20 protein-coding genes are annotated in these 19,756 nt (G+C 72.9%); 16 read left to right on the top strand and 4 right to left on the bottom strand.

Features of this window, described 5'->3' with window-relative positions; translation table 11 throughout:
• Window positions 1-76: 76 nt before the first annotated feature.
• Window positions 77-754, bottom strand: a complete 678-nt coding sequence (locus tag IE134_RS05095) for a sugar transferase (protein ID WP_030723095.1) — start codon at window positions 752-754, stop codon at window positions 77-79.
• Between the two features lie 418 nt (window positions 755-1,172).
• Between IE134_RS05095 and dnaK the strand changes: the two genes are divergently transcribed.
• The 6 genes from dnaK (at window position 1,173) to IE134_RS05065 (ending at window position 6,203) form a co-directional block, all read left to right on the top strand.
• Window positions 1,173-3,026: a molecular chaperone DnaK gene (gene dnaK, locus IE134_RS05090; RefSeq protein WP_010063164.1), complete on the top strand. Its 1,854-nt coding sequence runs from the start codon at window positions 1,173-1,175 to the stop codon at window positions 3,024-3,026.
• The gene (gene grpE / locus IE134_RS05085; RefSeq protein WP_030723097.1) at window positions 3,023-3,676 is read left to right on the top strand and encodes a nucleotide exchange factor GrpE; all 654 of its coding nucleotides are present in this window, start codon (window positions 3,023-3,025) and stop codon (window positions 3,674-3,676) included. Before dnaK ends, grpE begins: the two co-directional genes overlap by 4 nt.
• Before the next feature lie 96 nt (window positions 3,677-3,772).
• A complete protein-coding gene (dnaJ, locus tag IE134_RS05080) occupies window positions 3,773-4,963 on the top strand; it encodes a molecular chaperone DnaJ (RefSeq protein WP_030723099.1) in 1,191 nt (396 codons plus the stop codon).
• 1 nt (window position 4,964) lies between these two features.
• Window positions 4,965-5,408 (top strand): heat shock protein transcriptional repressor HspR, encoded by a 444-nt coding sequence (locus IE134_RS05075; RefSeq protein WP_030723102.1) that lies wholly within the window; start codon window positions 4,965-4,967, stop codon window positions 5,406-5,408.
• A 238-nt stretch (window positions 5,409-5,646) separates the two neighbouring features.
• Window positions 5,647-5,952, top strand: a complete 306-nt coding sequence (locus tag IE134_RS05070; RefSeq protein WP_126931119.1) for a hypothetical protein — start codon at window positions 5,647-5,649, stop codon at window positions 5,950-5,952.
• An 8-nt stretch (window positions 5,953-5,960) separates the two neighbouring features.
• Window positions 5,961-6,203: a hypothetical protein gene (locus IE134_RS05065; protein ID WP_032769752.1), complete on the top strand. Its 243-nt coding sequence runs from the start codon at window positions 5,961-5,963 to the stop codon at window positions 6,201-6,203.
• Window positions 6,204-6,262: 59 nt separating this feature from the next.
• On the opposite strand, the gene IE134_RS05060 is transcribed toward IE134_RS05065, so the two are convergent.
• The gene (locus IE134_RS05060; RefSeq protein WP_373296788.1) at window positions 6,263-7,255 is read right to left on the bottom strand and encodes a helix-turn-helix domain-containing protein; all 993 of its coding nucleotides are present in this window, start codon (window positions 7,253-7,255) and stop codon (window positions 6,263-6,265) included.
• A 166-nt stretch (window positions 7,256-7,421) separates the two neighbouring features.
• Here IE134_RS05060 and IE134_RS05055 point away from each other — a divergent pair, with 166 nt between their 5' ends.
• On the top strand, window positions 7,422-7,742 hold the full coding sequence (locus tag IE134_RS05055) for a helix-turn-helix domain-containing protein (RefSeq protein ID WP_063837379.1): 321 nt from the start codon (window positions 7,422-7,424) through the stop codon (window positions 7,740-7,742).
• A 99-nt stretch (window positions 7,743-7,841) separates the two neighbouring features.
• Here the strand turns inward: IE134_RS05055 and IE134_RS05050 are convergent, their stop codons facing one another.
• Window positions 7,842-8,375: a hypothetical protein gene (locus IE134_RS05050; protein ID WP_189429682.1), complete on the bottom strand. Its 534-nt coding sequence runs from the start codon at window positions 8,373-8,375 to the stop codon at window positions 7,842-7,844.
• A gap of 146 nt (window positions 8,376-8,521) precedes the next feature.
• On the bottom strand, window positions 8,522-10,300 hold the full coding sequence (locus IE134_RS05045; RefSeq protein WP_030723121.1) for an ABC transporter ATP-binding protein: 1,779 nt from the start codon (window positions 10,298-10,300) through the stop codon (window positions 8,522-8,524).
• 193 nt (window positions 10,301-10,493) lie between these two features.
• Here IE134_RS05045 and lxmA point away from each other — a divergent pair, with 193 nt between their 5' ends.
• From lxmA to lxmJ, 9 genes are all read left to right on the top strand, one after another.
• Window positions 10,494-10,709, top strand: coding sequence for a lexapeptide family class V lantibiotic (lxmA, locus tag IE134_RS05040; protein ID WP_010063176.1), 216 nt, complete (start codon window positions 10,494-10,496; stop codon window positions 10,707-10,709).
• 94 nt (window positions 10,710-10,803) lie between these two features.
• Window positions 10,804-11,439 (top strand): peptide terminal cysteine decarboxylase LxmD, encoded by a 636-nt coding sequence (lxmD, locus tag IE134_RS05035; RefSeq protein WP_030723124.1) that lies wholly within the window; start codon window positions 10,804-10,806, stop codon window positions 11,437-11,439.
• Entirely contained in the window at window positions 11,436-12,500 is a 1,065-nt protein-coding gene (locus IE134_RS05030) for a hypothetical protein (RefSeq protein ID WP_098894526.1), read from the top strand. Before lxmD ends, IE134_RS05030 begins: the two co-directional genes overlap by 4 nt.
• Entirely contained in the window at window positions 12,497-13,792 is a 1,296-nt protein-coding gene (gene lxmK, locus IE134_RS05025) for a class V lanthionine synthetase subunit LxmK (protein ID WP_189429681.1), read from the top strand. Before IE134_RS05030 ends, lxmK begins: the two co-directional genes overlap by 4 nt.
• Window positions 13,789-14,793, top strand: coding sequence for a T3SS effector HopA1 family protein (locus IE134_RS05020; RefSeq protein ID WP_098894524.1), 1,005 nt, complete (start codon window positions 13,789-13,791; stop codon window positions 14,791-14,793). Before lxmK ends, IE134_RS05020 begins: the two co-directional genes overlap by 4 nt.
• Window positions 14,794-14,798: 5 nt before the next feature.
• Window positions 14,799-15,683, top strand: coding sequence for a class I SAM-dependent methyltransferase (locus IE134_RS05015; protein ID WP_030723136.1), 885 nt, complete (start codon window positions 14,799-14,801; stop codon window positions 15,681-15,683).
• A gap of 13 nt (window positions 15,684-15,696) precedes the next feature.
• Complete coding sequence (locus tag IE134_RS05010; RefSeq protein ID WP_189429680.1) at window positions 15,697-17,139, top strand: M16 family metallopeptidase; 1,443 nt, start codon at window positions 15,697-15,699, stop codon at window positions 17,137-17,139.
• Window positions 17,136-18,680 carry a M16 family metallopeptidase gene (locus IE134_RS05005; protein ID WP_189429679.1) on the top strand — a complete coding sequence of 515 codons (1,545 nt, stop codon included), beginning with the start codon at window positions 17,136-17,138 and terminating at the stop codon, window positions 18,678-18,680. Before IE134_RS05010 ends, IE134_RS05005 begins: the two co-directional genes overlap by 4 nt.
• Complete coding sequence (lxmJ, locus tag IE134_RS05000; RefSeq protein WP_030722193.1) at window positions 18,677-19,711, top strand: F420-dependent peptide dehydroalanine reductase LxmJ; 1,035 nt, start codon at window positions 18,677-18,679, stop codon at window positions 19,709-19,711. Before IE134_RS05005 ends, lxmJ begins: the two co-directional genes overlap by 4 nt.
• The last annotated feature ends 45 nt before the right edge of the window (window positions 19,712-19,756 follow it).

The raw sequence follows: 19,756 nt of genomic DNA, 5'->3' as shown, positions 1-19,756 counted from the left end.
GGGGCTCCTCGGGCCTGCGAGAGCGGGATCCAGTTGGTTACGTGATACTGCCCGCTACTACTAAGCAGTAACTTAATTAGTCTGTGCTGACACTATCCGCTTGGTCCACCCTGCTACAGGCGGGCGGGCGGTGATCTGCGTCGCTCAGGTGTGCCTTGGTTCGGCGGGCCTTCCGGAGCTGTTCCCGCAGGGGATTGCGGGCTGCTTCGGTGAGGATCGCCAGGTAGAGCACCACTCCATGGTGCTCTGCGTAGTGCTGGTCCAGCAGAGCGGGGTCGTCCCACGGCATGCCCGAGCGGGCGCGCACCTGTGCCAGACCGGTCAGGCCCGGCCGCAGTTCCCACCGCCACTGCCGGGCGCCGGGTCCGGTGGCCCGGGGGTCGCCGGGGGCCAGGGGGGCGGGGCCGACCAGGGCGAGGTCGCCGCGGACGACGTGCGGCAGCCGCGAGAACAGGTCCAGGCGGAGCCTTCGGGTCCGCAGGGTGCGCAGCTCGAAGACCCGGCCGCCCAGGCCCGTCCGGGGGCGGCGGTCCCAGGCGCCGCCCGGGGTGCGCCGTGCGGTCAGGGTGAGCGCGGCCACGGCGACGGCGGGGTAGGTCAGGGCGAGCAGCGCGGTGCCGAGCACCAGATCCAGGGCGCGTTCGGCCGACGTACGGGGGAGGGCGCGGTCCGCGAGCCGTCGTGCCCGGTCGGTGAGGCCCGCCAGGTGTACGGCGGAGCGGGAGGGGAAGTCGCCCCGCGCGGTGCCGGACACGGTCGCGTACGCGGGTGAGGGTGGCCGCCCCGTGCTTCCCGCCCGCCGGTCCTCCCGTCTCATCTGCCGTACGTGCCGCTTCCTCGCGTTCTGCATCGCGCCCGCCCGGGGTTCGAGGTTCGATGGGACACCATGGGTGACGATCCACGCTGAAACCTGCCGGTCGGTGACGGTTGTGGCCGTCTCGCGGCAATTTGTGACAGAACGATCCCATGGTGGGACGGTGGGTCGGGTGGTGCGCGAGGGGCGTGGCGTGCGCCGGTGCGGTGGTGGGGCGGGCGGAGCGGCGCAGATAAGGTCCACGTAAGCGCCAGGTAGCACTTAAGTTGAGTGTGGCCGACTCAGGTCTGTTGACTCATGGGCGGGCGTCATGCATTCTTGAGTCAGATCCACTCAAGTAATCGTTGGAGGAATTGAAATGGCACGTGCGGTCGGCATCGACCTGGGCACGACTAACTCCGTCGTCAGCGTTCTCGAAGGCGGCGAGCCCACCGTCATCACCAACGCCGAAGGCGCCAGGACCACGCCGTCCGTCGTCGCCTTCGCCAAGAACGGCGAGGTGCTCGTCGGCGAGGTCGCCAAGCGCCAGGCGGTCACCAACGTCGACAGGACCATCCGCTCCGTCAAGCGCCACATGGGCACTGACTGGAAGATCGAGATCGACGGCAAGGGCTTCAACCCGCAGCAGATGAGCGCCTTCATCCTGCAGAAGCTGAAGCGCGACGCCGAGTCCTACCTGGGCGAGAAGGTGGCCGACGCGGTCATCACCGTCCCGGCGTACTTCAACGACTCCGAGCGTCAGGCGACGAAGGAGGCCGGCGAGATCGCGGGCCTGAACGTCCTGCGCATCGTCAACGAGCCGACCGCCGCCGCCCTGGCGTACGGCCTCGACAAGGACGACCAGACGATCCTCGTCTTCGACCTCGGTGGCGGCACCTTCGACGTGTCCCTCCTGGAGATCGGCGACGGCGTCGTCGAGGTGAAGGCCACCAACGGTGACAACCACCTCGGTGGTGACGACTGGGACCAGCGCGTCGTCGACTACCTGGTGAAGCAGTTCGCCAACGGGCACGGCGTGGACCTGTCCAAGGACAAGATGGCTCTCCAGCGTCTCCGTGAGGCCGCGGAGAAGGCGAAGATCGAGCTCTCGTCCTCGACCGAGACCACGATCAACCTGCCTTACATCACGGCGTCCGCCGAGGGCCCGCTGCACCTGGACGAGAAGCTCACGCGCTCGCAGTTCCAGCAGCTGACCTCGGACCTCCTGGACCGCTGCAAGACCCCGTTCCACAACGTCATCAAGGACGCGGGCATCCAGCTCTCCGAGATCGACCACGTCGTTCTCGTCGGTGGCTCCACCCGTATGCCCGCCGTCGCCGAGCTCGTCAAGGAGCTGACCGGCGGCCAGGAGGCCAACAAGGGTGTGAACCCGGACGAGGTCGTCGCCATCGGCGCCTCGCTCCAGGCCGGTGTCCTCAAGGGCGAGGTCAAGGACGTCCTGCTCCTCGACGTCACCCCGCTGTCCCTCGGTATCGAGACCAAGGGAGGGATCATGACCAAGCTCATCGAGCGCAACACCACGATCCCGACCAAGCGCTCCGAGATCTTCACGACGGCGGAGGACAACCAGCCGTCCGTGCAGATCCAGGTCTACCAGGGCGAGCGCGAGATCGCGGCGTACAACAAGAAGCTCGGGATGTTCGAGCTGACCGGTCTGCCGCCGGCCCCGCGCGGTGTCCCGCAGATCGAGGTCGCCTTCGACATCGACGCCAACGGCATCATGCACGTCGCCGCCAAGGACCTCGGCACCGGCAAGGAGCAGAAGATGACCGTCACCGGTGGCTCCTCGCTGCCGAAGGACGAGGTCAACCGGATGCGCGAAGAGGCCGAGAAGTACGCGGAGGAGGACCACGCCCGCCGCGAGGCCGCCGAGTCGCGCAACCAGGGCGAGCAGCTCGTCTACCAGACGGAGAAGTTCCTCAAGGACAACGAGGACAAGGTCCCCGGCGACGTCAAGACGGAGGTGGAGACCGCGGTCGAGGAGCTGAAGGAGAAGCTCAAGGGCGAGGACACCGCCGAGATCCGTACGGCCACCGAGAAGGTCGCCGCCGTCTCCCAGAAGCTGGGCCAGGCGATGTACGCCAACGCCCAGGCCGAGGGTGCGGCCCCGGGCGCCGAGGCCCCGGGCGACGGCCAGGCCAAGGCCGATGACGATGTCGTCGACGCCGAGATCGTGGACGACGAGAAGGACACCAAGGGCGGTGCGGCGTGACCGAGGAGACTCCGGGCTTCGAGGAGAAGCCCGACGTCCCCTCCGGCGCCACCCCTGATGACGCCGAGCCGAAGGCTGCCGACTCCTCCGAGGAGGAGACGGCAGCCCCGGCCGGGGACACCGATGCGACCGTCGGTCTGACGGCGCAGCTGGACCAGGTCCGTACGGCGCTGAACGAGCGCACGGCAGACCTCCAGCGGCTCCAGGCCGAGTACCAGAACTACCGCCGCCGCGTCGAGCGGGACCGGGTCACGGTCAAGGAGATCGCCGTCGCGAACCTCCTGTCCGAGCTCCTGCCCGTGCTCGACGACGTCGGCCGCGCGCGGGAACACGGCGAGCTGGTCGGCGGCTTCAAGTCGGTGGCCGAATCGATGGAGACCGTCGTCGCGAAGCTGGGCCTCCAGCAGTTCGGCAAGGAGGGCGAGCCCTTCGACCCGACGATCCACGAGGCCCTGATGCACAGCTACGCGCCGGACGTCACCGAGACGACCTGCGTGGCGATCCTTCAGCCGGGGTATCGCATCGGCGAGCGCACCATCCGCCCCGCGCGAGTGGCCGTCGCCGAGCCGCAGCCGGGCGCCACGCCCGCCGCGGCGAAGGAAGAGAAGAAGGCAGACGACGAGGAGAGCGGTGGCACCGAGGAGGTCTGACGGCAACACGTCTGATCACCTCGGTGCACACCGACCGGCCCGGCGGCCGGCCCACGGGCCGGCCGCTCGGCCGATCGTCCGGAAGGAGGGACGTCGATGAGCACGAAGGACTTCGTCGAGAAGGACTACTACAAGGTCCTCGGCGTCCCCAAGGACGCCACCGACGCCGAGGTCAAGAAGGCGTACCGGAAGCTCGCCCGCGAGTTCCACCCGGACGCCAACAAGAACGACGCCAAGGCGGAGGAGCGCTTCAAGGAGATCTCCGAGGCGAACGACGTCCTCGGTGACCCCAAGAAGCGCAAGGAGTACGACGAGGCGCGCGCCCTCTTCGGCAACGGCGGCTTCCGGCCCGGCCCCGGTGGTGCGGGCGGCAACTTCAACTTCGACCTGGGCGACCTCTTCGGCGGGGGCGCCCCGGGCGGCGGACAGGGCGGCGCGGGCGGCGGCTTCGGCGGCGGGGGCGGTCTCGGCGACGTCTTCGGCGGGCTGTTCAACCGCGGCGGCACGGGCACCCGGGTCCAGCCCAAGCGCGGCCAGGACATCGAGTCCGAGGTGACGCTCAGCTTCACCGAGGCGGTCGACGGGGCCACGGTCCCGCTGCGGATGTCCAGCCAGGCGCCCTGCAAGGCGTGTTCCGGCACCGGCGACAAGAACGGCACCCCCCGGGTCTGCCCGACCTGCGTCGGCACCGGCCAGGTCTCGCGCGGCAGCGGCGGCGGCTTCTCGCTCACCGACCCCTGTGTGGACTGCAAGGGCCGGGGCCTCATCGCCCAGGACCCCTGCGACGTCTGCAAGGGCAGCGGCCGGGCGAAGTCGGCGCGCACCATGCAGGTGCGGATCCCGGCGGGCGTCTCCGACGGCCAGCGGATCCGGCTGCGCGGCAAGGGCGGTGCGGGCGAGCGCGGCGGTCCGGCCGGCGACCTGTATGTCGTCGTCCACGTCGACGCCCACCCGGTCTTCGGCCGCAAGGGCGACAACCTCACGGTCACCGTGCCCGTCACCTACCCGGAGGCGACGCTCGGCGGCGAGATCAAGGTCCCCACGCTCGGCGGACCCCCGGTCACGCTGAAGCTTCCCGCCGGCACCCCCAACGGGCGTACGATGCGCGCCCGGGGCAAGGGCGCGGTGCGCAAGGACGGCACCCGCGGCGACCTGCTGGTCACCGTGGAGGTCGCGGTCCCCAGGGACCTGGGCCAGGAGGCCAGGGACGCCCTGGAGGCCTACCGGAAGGCGACCGCGGACGAGGACCCGCGGGCGGAACTGTTCCAGGCCGCGAAGGGAGCTTGAGATGGACGGCCGTCGACGCAATCCGTACCAGCTGACCGATGAGACACCGGTGTACGTGATCTCGATCGCGGCCCAGCTCTCGGGGCTCCACCCGCAGACGCTGCGCCAGTACGACCGTCTCGGTCTGGTCTCCCCGGACCGTACGGCCGGGCGCGGCCGGCGCTACTCGGCCCGCGACATCGAGCTGCTGCGCACCGTGCAGCAGCTGTCGCAGGACGAGGGCATCAACCTCGCGGGCATCAAGCGGATCATCGAGCTGGAGAACCAGGTGACCGCGCTCCAGCAGCGCGTCGCCGAGCTCTCGGCGGCGGTGGACGGAGCGGCGGTCGCCATGCAGCAGCGCGAGGCCCAGGTCCACGCCTCGTACCGCCGCGACCTCGTGCCGTACCAGGACGTGCAGCAGACGGGCGCGCTGGTGGTGTGGCGGCCCAAGCCGAAGCCGTAGCAGGAGCTTCGGGGCGGGCTTTTCCGTGCGAAGACGGCCGGGGTGGAAGAACACAGGGTGTTCTTCCACCCCGGCCGTCTTCGTGTGTCCCCGTGGTGGCCGGTGGCTGGCACCAAGTGGCCGGAATCGTGCAGCAAGTTGACAGTGATCGCCTCCCGGAGCGGATCGCTCCGCTGACAAGGTGGTGCATGTCGGCGGGAACGAGCCGACGAGACACGTGACGTACGGGGAGGAAGACATGGGCGTCTACGCGTTCACCGGAAAGACGGTCGCCACGGGGGGACTGCTCCTGGGACTGGTTCTCGGGGCGGCCGCCGCACCGGCCCACGCGACCGCCGGTCCCGGGGCCGGGGCCGGCACCGTGGCCGGAACGGCCGCACCGCTGACGACCGGGACGGGGGCCGGGATCGGGCTCGGGGACCGGGGCGAGGAGATCGCGTCGGAGGTGAAGGAGGCGGTCAACCGGCTCGTCTGCGGGGCACCGCTGCCGAAGCCGCTCGCGCCGTTCCTGGGCAAGGTGAAGTGCGTCAACGGCTGGCAGTAGAAGACCCGGTGGAGATCACGCTGGCGCGTGTCTCCACCGACGCCGCGCCCGCCGGAATCGCGGTGCTCCGGCTCATCGGGATGCTGCCCGCGCAGTGGGAGTGCGGCCAGCGCATCGAGGAGGACCGGATCACCGTCCTGGTGCGCGGCTCCGGGCAGGACGCGGAGGACGTCACCGCCGTACGGGAACGGTGTGCGGAGGCGCTGCGGGACCGGACGCTGCACGGGTGGGTCCTGGAAGGGGCCGGCTAGGGCCTCCGGGTCCCGCCGCCTCCGGGGGCGGGACCCGGACGGACGTCGCCCCCGGGCCCTCAGATCCAGCCACGCTCGCGGGCCAGCAGGGCCGCGTGCGGGCGGCTGGTCGCGCCCAGGATGCGGAGCACGTCGGCGACATGGCGGCGGTACGTCCGCACCGAGATGTCCAGGTTCCGCGCGCCCGTCTCGTCCTTCGCCACCCGGCACATCTCCTCCATGACGCGCTGCTCCATCTCGGACAGCACGTCGGAGGGGGAGGAGTGGGTGTCGATCAGGGTCGAGAGGTCCGTGGACTCGGCCCAGATCTTCTCGAACAGGGCCAGGATGTTGGAGACCAGACCGGCCTGCTGGGTGACCAGCGCGCCGCGCGAGGTGTCCGAGGGGTCGACGGGCACCAGGGCCGTACGGCGGTCGTACACGAGGATCCGCTCGGACAGCTTGTCCGCGGCCCGGATCGACGCCCCCTGCGCGGTGAGTTCGCGGAGGTAGGCGACGGTCGGCGGGTGGTCGAGCGCTTCCCGCAGCACCACGCTGCGGATCTGCACGCCCCGGCGCAGACACCGGGTGTCCAGGGGGCGTGCGTGCGCGATGTTCTCGGCGGTGAGGGCGGTGTACGGCTCGACGGAGAGGATCTCCTGGCGGGCGAAGAAGGCCAGGTCGTCGATCCGGTCGCGGATCTGCCGGAGGACTTCGAGCCGCTCGACGCCCTGCGTGGCGAGGGGGCGGGTCTGCTGTTCGGCGGTCAGCTCGGCGATCAGGTGCCGGGACCTGGTGACCTGGTGGAGCTGTTCGTGCAGCTCGCGCAGCCGGATCTCCGTGAGCCGCTCGACCGCGGTCTCCGGGGCGGCCGCCGAGACGCCGCCGTGCTCGTCGGTCCGCAGCAGGCCCAGCTCGTCGAGGCGCGCGAGAGCCTTCTCCACCTCCTCACGAGGGCTGTGGAGGAGCACCCCGATGTCCTCGGTGCCGGTGCCCGGATTGCGGAGGAAGTGCCGGTAGGCACGCTCCTCCGTCATGTCCAGGCCGAGTATGGACAGGCTTCCGCCGTTCACCGCTGCCGCCCCCCGCGTGCCGCACGACTACCGACGGCGCACCACGGCATGGGTCAAATGCCGCGCAACCGTCGAACCGATGAGGGAGAGGGTAATCCATAGGTAAAGCAGCAGGTAGTCCCGGTCGTCCGGGTGACGGGCGCGGGACGGGGGACGGTGACGATCAATGGAGGAGACTGCTGTGACGATGATGGCCGACGAACAGATGAGGACCGGCGGACGGGCGGGGGACGCCGTCGGCGGCCGGCCGGAGATGGACTTCGCCACGCTCACCGAACGGGAGCTGGAAGTGCTCGTGCTGCTGGCGAGCGGGGAGCAGAACCGCTGGCTGGCCCGGAGACTGGGCATCACGGAACGGACCGTCCGGGCGCACACGTCGAGCATCGTGCGCAAGCTGAACCTGAAGTCCCGGTTCGAGGCGGCGATCGTGTCGTATCTGCATGCGGAGGACATCAGAGGACATCAGGGGGTTGCGTCCGTGATCTGACGCCGGATCGCGCCCTGCGTACCGCGTTCCGACACGTCGAAGTCCCCGGCCGGAAGCCTCGCTTCCGGCCGGGGACTTCCGGCGTTCCCGCTCTGCCGTCTACGGCAGCGCGGCGCTGATCGCGTCCACCAGCATCATCCACATCGGCTGACCGCCCGTTCCGAACGCCGCCGACAGCGCGTAGCCGATGGCCGCGTCGAGGGGTTCGGGGGTGCCGGCCTCCTCCTGCCACTCCGCTATCACCCGGCGGTCGCCGTCCGAGGAGAAGTCCCCGAGGTGCTTCCCGTCGCGGGTCAGCTTGCTGAACGGGATCGAGTTCGGGACGAGCCGGTAGTGGATGCCCCCGTGGTGGACGTCGACCCGGTAGGTCTGCCGCCGGAGCTTGCCCTTGCCCGGCTTGATCGTCGCGTCCTCGCCGTCCACCGTGATCGTCAGATGCCGGGGGTCGCGGCTGCCGATGACGATGTGGTCGTCGACCTCCGCTTCCAGGGCCCGGACGATGGTGACGGTCGGGATCCGCTCGCCGCTGACGACGAGCTTCTCCCGGTGCTCGCCGAGGAGTTCGACGGAGATCTCCCCGTAGTGGTCGTCCTCGGTGGAGGCGGGCAGCGGGAGGGAGGTGGTGTCGGTCATCTGGATCCTTGAACCCTTCGGTCGTGCTGGGGGGGTGTTCGCGGAGCTTCACTGCCGTACGGAGTCATGGGCGAGGAGTTGAGGGCGCGCGGCTCACCGGCGTACGGAATTGTCCCAGGAGCGTGCCGTGCTCCGGTGCGTGCGGGTCAGTGTGCTCCCGCGGTCGCGACCGCCGGGGCGGCGGTCAACTGCGTTGCGGTGAGGTCCTGGTAGAGGGCGCTGCGCTCCAGCAGCTCCTCGTGCCGTCCGTGGTCGCTGACCCGGCCGTTCTCGAACAGCACCAGCCGGTCCGCCGTGGTGACCGTCGAGAGCCGGTGCGCGATGAGGAGCACCGTGCAGTCCCGCGCGGCCTCCTCCACCGTCCGGCGCAGCGCGGTCTCGCTGAGCCCGTCGAGATGCGCGGTGACCTCGTCCAGGAGCAGGACCTGCGGGCGGCGCAGCAAGGCCCGGGCGATGGCGAGGCGTTGGCGTTCGCCGCCGGAGAGGGCCAGGCCGCGGGCGCCGACAGCCGTGTCGAGGCCGTCCGGGAGGGCGGCGACGAAGCCGTCGAGGAGGGTGCGGCGGAGTACGTCGGCGACGGCCTCGTCGCTCGCGTCCGGCGCGGAGTAGAGAAGGTTCTCGCGGAGTGTGCCCGCGAGCATCGGGGAGTCCTGCTCGACGTAGGCGATCCGGCGGCGCAGTTCGGCCCGGCCCAGGGAGCGGATGTCGGTGTCGTCCAGCAGGATGCGGCCGTCCTCGGTGTCGTAGAACCGCTGGATCAGCGAGAACACCGTGGTCTTGCCGGAGCCCGACGGGCCGACGATCGCGGTGACCTTCCCGGCCGGTGCGACGAAGCTCGTGCCGTCCAGGACGGCCGCGCGTCCCTCGTAGCCGAAGGTCAGCCCGTCGACCGTGACGGCGGGCGGCGGGCCGGAGGGCGCCGGCGGCGTACCGTCCACATCGTCCTCGGCCGCCATGGACCGCACCTCCTCGATCCGGGCCAGGGCGCCGAGCCCCTGCTGCAGGGCGGTGGTGCCGCCGACGAGGGAGAGGACCGGGCCGCCCAGGTTGAACAGGTAGAGCAGGAAGCCGATCAGCGCGGCCAGTTCGAGGGTGCCCATGGCGACCAGCGCACCGCCGAAGCCGATGACGGCGAGGAACGAGGCCTGGACGATCAGCCCGGCCAGCACGGCGATCAGCGCGTGGTACCTGGCGCCCTTGAGGCCCGCCCGGTAGGCGCGTGTCGCGGCCTCGGTCGCCCGCTCGGTCTCCTTCGCCTCGCCGCCGTTGGCCTTGACGGTGCGGGCCGCGCCGAGCGAGCGGTCGAGCGCCGCGCCGATCTCGCCGACGGAGGTCTGCGCCTCCGTGGTGACCCGCTTGATCCGGGGCATGACGACGCCCATCGCGATGCCGACGACCACCAGCACGGCGGAGGTGATCCCGAGCAGCGGCAGGCTGACGATGCCCATCAGCACGATCGTGGCCAGCAGGTGGATCGACCCGTCGACGAGCTGGATGAGCCCGCCCGTCGCCGCGTGCTGCACCAGCGTGCTGTCGGAGGTGACGCGCGTCGTCAGCCCGCCCGGCTCGGTACGGTCCAACTCGGCTGTACGCAGCCGGATGAGACGGGCGATCAGACCGCGGCGGACCTGGAGCACGACGCGTTCGGCGGTCCGCTCGCTGAGCCAGGACTGCAGCCAGGTCAGCCCGATGGAGGCGACCAGCAGGCCGGTCAGGAGCAGGATGTCCTCCCGCAGCCCTTCCCCCGTCATGAGCTTGGCCAGCACCGACTGGATGACCAGCGGCTGCGCCAGGCCGGCGGCGCTGCCCGCCAGGGTCAGAGCCAGCACCGTGAGGAGGATGCCGCGGTGCGGACGCGCGTACGAGAGCAGCGCCCGCAGTGCGGGCCGCTCCGCCGGAGACTGTTCTGCGTCAGGTGTGTTCACACCCGTAGTTCTATCCTCTTACACCCGCGCGGGGAACTGTCGTTTGCGGCAATGCCGTAAGAGCCAATGGTGCGGACCTGGCGGCGTGGGTCACCATTCTTTCTGTCCGCAACGGACGCCGGTAAACCAGGCATCGGAGAGATGCGCGAAGTGGCCGGTCGTCAATTCCCTTTCATCACGCGAAGGAAATCTCATGCAGAACGTCACCGAGAAGGACCTGTTCGACGGCTACACCGCCTACACCTCCGCCGAGGAGCTCGGCCTGCACGACGGCCAGGAGGCCGCGCCGGCGTTCAGCCCCACCATCCCGTGGGCCATCCGCGCCACGATCATCACCGCGCGTTCCTCGCAGCAGTGCGCCGCCGCTCTCGGCTCGCTCGCCGCGAAGACCGTCGAGAACAAGTGCTGACCAGCGACTCTTCGCTGTGAGCCGCGGGGGTCGGCCGGAGATGCGATGCGCATGCTCCGGCCGGCCCCCGGCCCCAACGCACACAGGAGGCGTCGTGGAGGAACAGCAACGGGACTTCGAGCGCATCCTCGTCGTGGGGACGGGAGCCCTCGGCGTCGCCTTCCTGCCGTTCTGGATCAACTGGCTCGGGAATTCCTTTCCCGACATCGAGAAGCGGTTCGCGCTGACCCGTTCCGCATGCCGGTTCGTGTCGCCGGACGCGGTGGCCGTGCTCTCCGGAAAAGAAGTCTTCATCGACGACTGGAACGCGTTCTCCGGTGTCGATGTGCCTCATGTGGACATCGCGGAATGGGCGGATCTGATTCTCGTCCATCCCGCCACCCTGAATTTCGTCGGCCGCTTCGCCCTCGGGGTCGCCGACACCCCGCTGATGGTCGCCCTGCAGACCACCCGCGCCCTGGTCGGCGTCGCCCCGTCGCTGCCGCCCGGAGCGCTCGGGAGCCCGGTCGTCCAGGGACACCTGGCGGCGCTGCGCGAGCGGCCCGGAGTGGTGCTCGCCCCGACGATCCCCGCGCGGAGCGCGCGTACGGGTGAGGTGGAGGACGGCGGATCGGCACCGCTGAACGAGCTGTACGACCTGTGCGTCGCCCACCAGAAGGGCGATGCGGGCGTCGGTACGGACGTGGCCGGGGACCGTGTCGGCGCGGGCGTGACCGGGGGGTCCTCGTGAACGTGGCAACTCCGGCCCTGGATCTGGGTGTTCCGGTCGCCGAGTACGGAACCGGCCTTCAGGTCACCCGGGTTCACCGGGCGCCCGACGCCGGCCTCGGCGGTACCGGTGACTTCCTCTGGTGGCACGGGCCGGGGCCCCGGCGCGGTGGCCCGCTCCGCGTGCCCGCCCGGTCGGCCGCCCTGGTACCGGACCTCGGGCCCGTCGCGACGGCCGCGCTGCTCGCCACCGGCACGCCCCACGGAGACGGCCTGCTCCACCGGGCCGCCGGGTCCGCGTCGGCCGCCGCCTGGCTGCGGGACCCCCGCCCGCAGGCCGGGCGGCTCGTCGCCCACTCCCTCGCGGCCGCCGCGCGGGCGCTCCGGGCCCTGCACAGGGTCCCCCTGCCCCCGGGCCCGCAGCCTCTCCCGCCCCCTGGGGTGCGGCGGTTGCGGGAGTGGGCGGCCGGGACCGGGCCGCTCGCCCCGGCGGCCGCGCGGCTGCGCCGGCGTGCGCGGGAGGTGTGGGGCGGCGACCGCACGGAGCGGCTGCTGGGCTGGGCGGACGAATCCGTACGACCCTCGGGCCCCGGAGCCCCGGTCGTGCCGCTGCACGGCTGGGCGTCGACCGGTTCGCTCGTACCGCCCCGGAGCCGGGGCCGGGTCGCGCTGCTCACCGGCGAGGACCTGGGTGCGGGCCGCCGGGAGCTGGACCTGGGCTGGATGCTGGGCGACCTCGTCGAGCTGGCCTGGTCCTCGCCGCTCCACCGGGCGGCGGCGGAGAGCGCGGGGCTGTTGTCCGTCACGGACCTCCAGCGGATGTTCCTCGGTTCGTACGAAGCCGACGGGAGCGACACCCACGGGAGCGAGGGCGGCGGTCGCGAGCGCGGTGACCACGGGCCCTCGGGGCCGGTGTACGACCCGGTGGCCGTCGGGCGCTGCGCCGTGCTCCGCGTCGTCACGCACATGCGGGACTTCGCGACCTACTGCGAGTGGAGCGACGAATTGCTCGACTACCTCGCCTTCACTGCCGAGTTGATCGATGAGGAGGGCCGCCGCGCGGTCCCCCGAGGAGTGTCATGACGACCACGACGAGTACGACGGCCGCCCCGACGGAGGCGGTGGCCACGGCGAGCACGGCGGACGCGCCCGCGCTGATCAGGTTCCGGCCGACCGGACTCGACACGGCGCCGGAGGTGAACGCGCTGCTGGAGCGGCTGGGCCTCGGGCCCTTCGCGCCGGACGGGCTGACCGCCTTCGGCGGCCGTAACGACAACTGGGCCGGTACGACCACCCTCGGCCGGCAGGTCTTCGTCAAGACCGTCGCCCGGGCCCCCGACGGCAGCCGGCCCGAGATCGACCGCGCCCTCGCCTTCGAGGCGTCGGCCGCCCGGCTGCCGGCCGGTTCGCCGCTCCGTACCCCCGAACACCTGGGCACCGACCGGGACTCGGCCGTCAGCGCCTTCCGGCTGCTGCCCGGGTCCCGTTCGGGCTCGGAGGTCGCGTTGGACGGCGACTTCGACGAGGCGCTGTGCCGGGAGGCCGGGCGGGCCGTCGCCACGCTGCACACCCTGGGGTCGGCGTTCGGCGAGGACCCGGACGCGGCTTCGGGCCCCGCCATCGACACCGCCGAAGCCCCGCTGCCGCCGATGCGCTGGCTCCGGGCGTTCCCGTGGAGCGAGGTCCAGGACCGCAGCATGGCGCAGATCGCCGCCTGGAAGCTCGTCCAGGACGACACGGAGGTCGTCGCCGCGCTGCACCGGCTGCGGGAGCGGGAGCGCACGGCACCGCACACCCCCGCCCACTGCGATCTGCGCTTCGACCAGTTCCTCGTCCACGACGGGCAGCTCTACCTCTGCGACTGGGAGGAGTTCCGGCTCGCCGACCCGGCCCGCGACGTCGGCGCGTTCGTCGGCGAATGGCTCTTCCAGGCCACGTACTCCGTCTTCGCGCCGACCGGCGAGCCCACCACGGCGAAGGATGCCGTCGCGCCCGGCTTCGACCTGTCCCACGAGGAGATCGTGGAGCGCGGTGCGGCCGGACTGCGCCACCACATCCCCCGTATCGCGGCCTTCTGGCAGGGGTACACCGAGTGCCGCACCCCGGACCCCGAACTCGCGGAGCGGGCCGTCGGGTTCGCGGGATGGCATCTGTACGACCGGCTCATCGCCACGGCGCAGGCGCACGCCGTCCTCAACCCGGTGGCGCGCGCCGCCGCCGGGATCGGGCGGACGCTGCTGCTGAACCCGGCGGGTGCGGTGGCCACGCTGCGCCTGGCCGACCTCGCCGTGCCGCATGCCGCTTGGGCGCACCCCGCTGTGCCGCATCCTGCCGTGCCGCACCCCGCCGACGCCCCTTCAGGGAGCCCCCGATGACGCTCACCCCCACCCCGGTCCGGCCGGCCGGGCTCGCCCCGCGGCTCGTCGCCGCGCTCGACCTCGTGGACGTACGCGCCGACGGTCTCGAAGCGCGGGTCGCCGGGCGCACGCTGAGCGCGGACAGCCCGCGCGATCTGCGCGGCCGCCTCACCAACGCGCTGTACGAGGAGTTCCACGCCGGGAACGGGGCGCACCGCCGGGACGCGGACGCCGCTCCCCGCCGCACGCTGCGCGACTCCGCGCTGGAACGCCGCCTCGCCGCGGCCGTGCCGCACCCCACGACCCCGGTCACCGGACGGCTGCTGGAGGTCGGGGAGAGTGGCGAACTGGTCGTACGGCTGCCGGAGATCACCGCACGGCTCACCGCCGACCGGCTCATCGGCCCCGCCGCACCCGTACCGGGCGAGCTGGTCCAGGTCGCCCTGGAGGCGGCGCGGCCCGCCCTCTCGCCCGGCTTCTTCTACGTGATGGGTTCGCGGGCCCTGCCGGTCCCCGCGGGCCCGGTCCGCCGCCTGTTCCTGCACGCCCGTGACGCGGACGCGGCCGTCGGGCTGTGGGCCGCCGCGCTGGCCGCCCTGGAGGACGCCGGGGCGCGGTACCACGCCAAGGTCCTGTCCGACGAGGACGACTACCCGCGCCGCGACAGCGTCGTCGTCTATCTGCACGGCGACCACGCACCGGCCGAACGCGCGGTGGCCGCCGCCGTACGGGACCTGCCGGGGCTCGGCGGCGACACCTCGCTGTTCACCGCCCGCCTCGCCCCCGGCGTCGCCGCCGCCTGGGACCCGCGCGACCCGCGCCCCGGCCGCGACGGCATGAGCTTCGGGCAGCACCGCAGCTTCGCGCTGGCCACCGCGCTGGTCGACCACACGCAGGGGGCCGGCGCCGGGGACCTCGCCGATCAGGTCGTACGGGCCTTCCGCGCGGCAGGGATCGACCCGGAGCACCCCGAGAACAACCTCGCCGCAACCCCCTCGACCGCGACCGCTGGAGTGTGAGCCCGATGACCACGACGACCGAGACGACGGAGAACCCCGAGACCATGGAGACGGTGGCGCTTCCCGAGGCCGAGACCGGGACCGAGACCGAGGCTGCGGACGACGGCGAACAGGCGGCGGCCGCAGGGGGGTTCGGTGCGGCGATCACCGTCGCCTACAGCGACGCGCTGGCCGGTGTCTACGACGACATCTACCCGAGCACCCCGGACCTGGACGACATCGCCACGTACCTGCTCACCCTCGCCGCACCGGGAGCGAGCGTCCTCGAACTCGGCGTGGGCACCGGCCGGGTGGCGCTTCCGCTCGCCGAACGCGGCTTCGACGTCACGGGTGTCGAGTCCTCCGAGGGGATGCTGGCCCGCCTCGCGGAGAAGGACCCCGAGGGCCGGATCACTCCGGTGCACGGCGACTTCGCCGGGCTCGACCTCGGCCGCTCCTTCGACGTCGTCCTCGCCCCGTTCAACGTGCTGTGCTGCGCGATGGCGGTCGACGAGCAGATCGCGCTGATGCACGCCATGGCCCGGCACGTCACGGCGGAGGGGCACGTGGTCATCGAGACGTTCGACCCGAGCGACTACCACGTACAGAAGAAGAACGAGGTCAACACCTATCCGATCGGGGCGCGCGGGGCGCTCATCGAGTCGGTGGGGGTGCTGCCCGCCTCGCAGAACATGATGCTGCAGAGCACGCTGTTCCTGGACGGCGACGCCCCGAAGTCCGCGACGACCGTGATGCGGTACGTGTGGCCGGGCGAGCTGGACCTGCTCGGCGCGATCGCCGGGCTGGAGCTCGTCGGCCGGTACGCGGGCTGGCGCGAGCAGCCCTTCGACGGGGGCGACAGCCGCAAGATGTGCGTCTCCGTGTTCCGCCCGCTGAACCAGGCCGGTTGAGATGAGCCCGAGCGTGTCCGTGCTCCCCGGCGGGCTGCGGGTGTGCGTCGAGTCGGTCCCGCAGTACGGGCGGGGCCTCGCCGCCGTCGCGCTCACGGTCGCGGCGGGCGGCGACGACGACCCGGCCGGACGCCACGGTACGGCGCATCTCGTCGAGCACCTGATGTTCCCGCGCTCGGGCCGGGAGGGTTCCGCCGACCCCGCCGGGGAGGGGTACGCGGCGCTGGTCGCGGGCGCGGGCGGGGTCTGCAACGCCGAGACCCACCGGGACCACACGGTCTTCCACACCACGGTCCCCGCCGAGCTGCTGCCCGACGCCCTGGCCTGGGAGGCCGGCCGCCTGCTCGGCTTCGCGCCCACGGAGGACGTGATCCGGACCGAGACCGACGTCATCGGCGAGGAGATCCGAGGCGCGGGGGACGCCGGCCGGTACTGGGAATCGGCGCTGGGTGCGCTGTACCCGGGGAGCAGGGACAGCTTCGGTACGGCGGCTGAGCTGGCGGGCATCACGGCCGGTGAGGTGGAGGCGTTCTTCCGGGCGCACTACACGGCACCGCGGATGGTGCTGTCGGTCGTGGGGGACGTGGACCCGGCGCGGGTTATGGCGGTGGTTCGGGAGGTGTTCGGGGGGGTGGGGGTGATCGGCGTTGCGGGGGTGGCCCGCGCTGCGGTGGTGGCCCGCGTCGCGGGGGAGGTGCGTACCGCCGAGGAGCCCCGCGCCGCCGAGCAGACCCGTGCCGCGAGGGAAATCCGCGCCGTTGGGAAGATCCGTATCGCCGAGGAGGCCCGTACCGCCGAGGCGCCGCGCACCGCGAGGGATATCCGCACCGCCGAGCAGACCCACACCGCGAGGGCGCCCCGCGCCGAGACCGAGATCCGCACCGCGCCCCTCCCCGCCGCGCGTCCCGGTGTCGCGGTCGGGCATCCGTTGCCCGACCCGGTCGCCGACCGCCCCGCCTACCTCGCCCAGGCCGTGCTCGCCCAGGTGCTCGGCCGGTCCCGGCTGCCCGCGTTGGCCCGGTCCGCGCGGGACGGGCACCGCCTCACCTCCGCCACCGTCACCTGCGGCTACCACGGCCAGTGGCTCGCCTCCGCCGCGCCCGACCTGACCCTCGCGGTGCTCGGCCGGGCGCCCGGTACCGAGGTCGGTGCGGCCGTCGACATCTGGCGGTCGGTCCTGCGGGCCGTGGCCGACGGGCCCCTGCCCGAGGCCGAGCACCGCCGTGCGGTGAACTCCCTGCTCGTCGCCTGGCACCGGCAGGCCGACTCGCTCCCCACCCGGGCCGTCGCTCTCGGCCGCGACGCCCTGCTCCTGCCGGTCTCGGCGGGCCCCGACGCCCTCCCCGCCGAGCTGCGCCGCACCACACCCGCCGAGGTGTCGGCGGCGGCCCGCGCGCTGCTCGAAGGACCGGTCACCGTGACCGAACTCGCCCCGCAGAAAGGCACCGTCGGATGACCCGGGCCCGTACCGCCGCACTCTCGACCGGAGTTCCGCCCACCCTGCCCCCGCGCGCCGCCGGGCCGCGCACCACCCTGTCCGCCGATCTCCCCACCGGGCTGCGCGTGCTCGCCGCCCACGCCCCCGCCGCCCCCCTCGCCGAACTGCGCCTCGTCATCCCCTACGCACGCACCGAACCGGGCCTCGCCGCCGCCCAGGAGCTGCTGGCCGCCTGTCTCGGAACGGGCAGCCGGGACCGTACCCGGCAAGGCATCGCCGACCGGGCCGCCGACCTCGGGGCGGAGCTCAGCACCGTCGTCACCGCCGAGTCCCTGATCCTGTCCGTCAGCGTGCTGGCCCCGGGCCTGCCCGGTGCGCTCGACCTGCTGGCCGAACTGCTGCTGCGCCCGCGGTACGAGGAGGGCGAGGTGGCCCTCGCCCAGCGCCGGGCGGCCGCCGCACCGCGCGCGCCCGCGCCCCGGGTACGGCTGCGCCGCGCGGCGCTCGCGCACGGGTTCGGCCCGCACCCGTTGTCCTCGGAGTCCGGGGGAACGGTGCCGCTCCTGGACGTGGTCTCCCTGGTTCCCGACGACCTCCTGGCCCTCCACGCCCGCGCCGTCGTCCCCGGCGGGTCGTCGCTGGTCGTCCTCGCGGGAGAGGAGCCGGACGCCGTGCTGCGCCTGGCCGGCGAACGGCTCGCGCCCTGGTCGGGGGGCCCGTCGGGGCTCACGCTTCCGTCGTTCGCCCGCCCCGTCCCGCGTCCGGGCGCGGTGGAGCTCACGGAGGCGGGTGACTCGGAGGCCGGGTGGGGCGACGCCGTCGCGGGGCAGTCCCTCGTCCTGACGGTCGGGCCCGGCGTCCCCACCGCCGATCCGCTGCACGCCCCCTTCCACCTCGCCCAGTTGGTGCTGGGCGGGTACGCCTCCGCCCGGCTCGCCCGGCAGGTGCGCGACCGGCTGGGGCTCGCGTACGACGTCTCCGCCGGCCTCCGTGAGAACGGGGCGGGCAGCTGGCTGGAGATCGCGTGCGCGGGGGCGCCGGGTGGCGCGGGCCGGATCGCCGCCGAGATCACCCGGTGCCTCCGGGACCTCGCCGAGGACGGTCCGTCCCGGGCGGAGGTGGACCGCGCCCGCGCCTACGCGGCCGGCTTCACCCGCTTCGCCCTCGCGACCCGCGCGGAGGAGGCGAGCGCGCTGGCCGGGTTCGCCGCGGCGGGCCTGGAGCCGGACTGGCTGGACGGCTACCGGGCGCGGCTCGCCGCCGTCACCCCCGAGCAGGTGGCGGAGGCGGCCGCCCGCCATCTGGCCCCGGACCGGGCCGTGGTGGCGACGTACGAGCCGGGATCCATGGCGGCCCCGCCGCACCCGGGCCCACACGCGCAGGACCCCACGGCGGCCCCGCCGCACCCGGGCCCGCACGCGCCCGCCCCCAAGGCAGCCCCGCCTGCCGCCGGCCCACACGCGCCGGCCCCTACCGCAGCCCCGCCGCACGTCGACCCACACGCGCCCGCCCCCACCCCCGCCGCCCTGCCCCACGACCAGAAGGGTGCTCGCCCGTGAACCCGGCCGTCCTCTACCCCCTCCAGCCCGACCACCCCGAACTCGTCGCCCCCTTCGCGGCGCTGGTCCGGCGCACCGGGGCCCGCCGGCTGTGGATGTGCCAGTCCTTCCAGGCCGAGACGCACCAGGTGCTCGCATATCTGGCGGGCGCGGGGCACACGGTTCCGGTCGGGACGAGTGTGACCCTGCTTCCGCTGCGGCACCCGTACGAGGCGGCGCTCCAGGCCCGTTCGCTGGCGCTGCTCACCGACGAACCGGTCGTCGCGGGCTTCGGCATCGGCAACCCGGACTTCGTGGCGGGCCTGACGGGGCGCCCGTACGACAGTCCGCGTACGGCGGTCCGCGACTACCTGCGCTCCGTACGCGCCCTGCTGGACGGGGAGCGGGTCGAGGCCGGCGGCCCGTACCACCACCTCGACGGCGCACTGCCGGTGCTCCCGCACGCGCCGCGCGTCGAGGTGGGGGCGGGGGTGCTGCGGCCCGGGATGGCACGGACGGCGGGGGAGGCCGCGGACGTCGCGATCACCTGGATGACGCCGCCGGGGTACGTGGCGGGAACGCTGCGGCCCGCGCTGGAGGAGGGGGCGGCAGCGGCCGGCCGGTCACGGGTGCCCCGGATCGCCACCGCCGTGCACGTCGTCCTCGACCGGCCGGGACGTGACGTACGGGCCCTGGCGCTCGCGGCGACCGCCGGGCACCGCGAGGCCCCGCACTACGCGGCGATGCTGCGGGCGGCCGGTCTCGGTCTCGACCCGCACGACCCGGCGGGCAGCGCGGACGCCCTGCTGCGGCACCGGGTGGTCGTGGCGGGCAGTGCGCAGGAGATCGCGGGCGCGCTGGACGCGTACCGCCGCAGCGGGGTGGACGAGGTGCTGCTCAACCCCACGGGGGTGCTCCTCGGTGAGGGCGTGCACGCGGCTGTTGAGGACCTGGAGGAGATCCTCGGCGCCTGCCGCAGCTTCCTGCCCGGCGATCGGCAGGAAGCTGCGTCCGTGGAGCCGGGGCAGCGGCCTGGCCGGCTGGTTGGCTGAGGAACACCCCCCGACGCGTGACCGGCGTCGGTGCGGACCGCATTG

This window comes from Streptomyces rubiginosohelvolus (assembly GCF_014649875.1).
In the GTDB taxonomy this organism is placed as follows: Bacteria; Actinomycetota; Actinomycetes; order Streptomycetales; family Streptomycetaceae; genus Streptomyces; species Streptomyces rubiginosohelvolus.
Note: the sequence above shows the minus strand (reverse complement) of the source record. Positions and strands in the feature narration are given on the sequence as shown.